The sequence below is a fragment of the Bacteroides sp. HMSC067B03 genome (assembly GCF_001811315.1).
Classification (GTDB): Bacteria; Bacteroidota; Bacteroidia; order Bacteroidales; family Bacteroidaceae; genus Bacteroides; species Bacteroides faecis.
Genome location: NZ_KV804373.1, coordinates 1 through 3,207, shown reverse-complemented (window position 1 = coordinate 3,207; position 3,207 = coordinate 1). Strand labels below are relative to the sequence as shown.

The following is a 3,207-nucleotide window of genomic DNA, read 5'->3' as shown; positions in this document are numbered from 1 at the left end:
TAGTCGTAAGACAAATGTGAAGGTGCTGCATGGTTGTCGTCAGCTCGTGCCGTGAGGTGTCGGCTTAAGTGCCATAACGAGCGCAACCCTTATCTTTAGTTACTAACAGGTCATGCTGAGGACTCTAGAGAGACTGCCGTCGTAAGATGTGAGGAAGGTGGGGATGACGTCAAATCAGCACGGCCCTTACGTCCGGGGCTACACACGTGTTACAATGGGGGGTACAGAAGGCAGCTACCTGGTGACAGGATGCTAATCCCAAAAGCCTCTCTCAGTTCGGATCGAAGTCTGCAACCCGACTTCGTGAAGCTGGATTCGCTAGTAATCGCGCATCAGCCATGGCGCGGTGAATACGTTCCCGGGCCTTGTACACACCGCCCGTCAAGCCATGAAAGCCGGGGGTACCTGAAGTACGTAACCGCAAGGAGCGTCCTAGGGTAAAACTGGTAATTGGGGCTAAGTCGTAACAAGGTAGCCGTACCGGAAGGTGCGGCTGGAACACCTCCTTTCTGGAGCGATGCCGTTACAATGACTTTCATCGGTTCTATAATTGTACTACTGGTACTTGTTTATTTATAACATATAGATCAACCATCTATAGAAGTATAGATAGAGATAAACAAGAGAAATAAAGAAGCCGAGTCTAACATATCAGGTAGACAAGGTTGAACTAGTCCTATAGCTCAGTTGGTTAGAGCGCTACACTGATAATGTAGAGGTCGGCAGTTCAACTCTGCCTGGGACTACTTCGAGAAAGAAAATGAAAACTGCAGTGATCGGCATATATCCTTTTCCTGCGTCCTTGTTCATTCTTCTTTATCTTCGGGGGATTAGCTCAGCTGGCTAGAGCATCTGCCTTGCACGCAGAGGGTCAACGGTTCGAATCCGTTATTCTCCACCATCTCTGAACATAGAGAAACGATCTTTGACATGATGTACAAAAAGTAAAATTTAGTAAAGAGCTAAAAGTATATATCGAACCGTACGTAACAGATATGGTACATGGCTGTTGAGAATGCAGAAGCATTTTCGAAATTCCATTCTCCATCATCGGTTAAGTAAGTTTGAAAGAAAGTAAGCAAGGGCGCATGGCGGATGCCTTGGCTCTCGGAGGCGATGAAGGACGTGATAAGCTGCGATAAGCTCTGGGTAGGTGCAAATAACCTTTGATCCAGAGATTTCCGAATGGGACAACCCGGCATTCTGAAGGAATGTCATCCATCCTTGATGGAAGCTAACGCAGGGAACTGAAACATCTTAGTACCTGTAGGAAAAGAAAATAATAATGATTCCCCTAGTAGTGGCGAGCGAACGGGGAACAGCCCAAACCACCCATGTTACGGCATGTGTGGGGTTGTAGGACCACGATATCGCAAGACATCTGATGAATAGAATCCTCTGGAAAGTGGAACCATAGACGGTGATAGTCCTGTATATGAAGTCAGATTAAGCGTAGTGGTATCCTGAGTAGCGCGGGACACGAGAAATCTTGCGTGAATCTGCCGGGACCATCCGGTAAGGCTAAATACTCCCGAGAGACCGATAGCGAACCAGTACTGTGAAGGAAAGGTGAAAAGCACTTCGAACAGAAGAGTGAAATAGTCCCTGAAACCGTGCGCCTACAAGCGGTCGGAGCTGCGTAAGCAGTGACGGCGTGCCTTTTGCATAATGAACCTACGAGTTACTTTTTCCGGCAAGGTTAAGCATCTTGAGATGTGCAGCCGAAGCGAAAGCGAGTCTGAACAGGGCGTCGAGTCGGAAGGAGTAGACGCGAAACCAAGTGATCTACCCTTGGTCAGGTTGAAGGTTAGGTAACACTAACTGGAGGACCGAACCGATAAGCGTTGAAAAGCTTCCGGATGAACTGAGGGTGGGGGTGAAAGGCTAATCAAACTTGGAGATAGCTCGTACTCCCCGAAATGCATTTAGGTGCAGCCTTGTGAGTTACTAATGTGAGGTAGAGCGACTGATAAGATGCGAGGGCTTCACCGCCTATCAAGTCTTGATAAACTCCGAATGCGCATTAGTTCTATCACAGGAGTGAGGGCATGGGTGCTAAGGTCCATGTCCTAAAGGAGAAGAATCCAGACCATCAGCTAAGGTCCCGAAATAAACACTAAGTTGAACTAACGAAGTCAGATTGCTAAGACAGCTAGGATGTTGGCTTGGAAGCAGCCATTCATTTAAAGAGTGCGTAACAGCTCACTAGTCGAGGAGTTTGGCGTGGATAATAATCGGGCATCAAGTGTTTTACCGAAGCTATGGGATCAGTAATGATCGGTAGGGGAGCATTCCACTCTGCGTCGAAGGTGAAGCGTGAGCTTTGCTGGAGCGTGTGGAAAAGCAAATGTAGGTATAAGTAACGATAAAGGGGGTGAGAAACCCCCTCGCCGAAAGACTAAGGTTTCCTGATCAACGCTAATCGGATCAGGGTTAGTCGGGTCCTAAGGCTCAGCCGAACGGTGAGGCCGATGGCAGAACAGGTTAATATTCCTGTACTACCTTAAGGAGTGACGTGGAGACGGAGGCGTGACAGCGCCGCGGACTGACGGAATAGTCCGTTGAAGGGTGTAGATGTTGATTATCCCAGGCAAATCCGGGATAAGAGTCGAACCTGATAGTATGGAACGTTCTTCGGAACAATCCAATAGTGCGTGTAATCATACTCCCAAGAAAATCCGCTAAACTTAATCCTTAAGGTACCCGTACCGCAAACGGACACACGTAGTCGGGTTGAATATACTAAGGCGCTTGAGTGATTCACGGTTAAGGAACTAGGCAAATTGACCCTGTAACTTCGGGATAAAGGGTCCCAACGAGAGTTGGGCGCAGAGAATAGGTCCAGGCAACTGTTTAACAAAAACACAGGGCTGTGCGAAATTGAAAGATAATGTATACAGCCTGACACCTGCCCGGTGCTGGAAGGTTAAGAGGAGATGTCATCGCAAGAGAAGCATTGAATTGAAGCCCCAGTAAACGGCGGCCGTAACTATAACGGTCCTAAGGTAGCGAAATTCCTTGTCGGGTAAGTTCCGACCTGCACGAATGGTGTAATGATCTGGACACTGTCTCAACCGTGAGCTCAGTGAAATTGTAGTATCGGTGAAGATGCCGATTACCCGCGATGGGACGAAAAGACCCCGTGAACCTTTACTATAGCTTAACATTGAATTTGGGTAATTGATGTGTAGGATAGGCCGGAGACTT

General features: G+C 47.9%; 2 tRNA genes and 2 rRNA genes. All 4 read left to right on the top strand.

From position 1 onward, the window contains the following. A 16S ribosomal RNA gene (locus HMPREF2794_RS15765) occupies positions 1-509 on the top strand; the annotation flags it as partial. Between the two features lie 163 nt (positions 510-672). Beyond that, positions 673-746 (top strand) — tRNA-Ile (locus HMPREF2794_RS15760). Between the two features lie 78 nt (positions 747-824). Further along, a tRNA-Ala gene (locus HMPREF2794_RS15755) sits at positions 825-901 on the top strand. Between the two features lie 167 nt (positions 902-1,068). Further along, a 23S ribosomal RNA gene (locus HMPREF2794_RS15750) occupies positions 1,069-3,207 on the top strand; the annotation flags it as partial.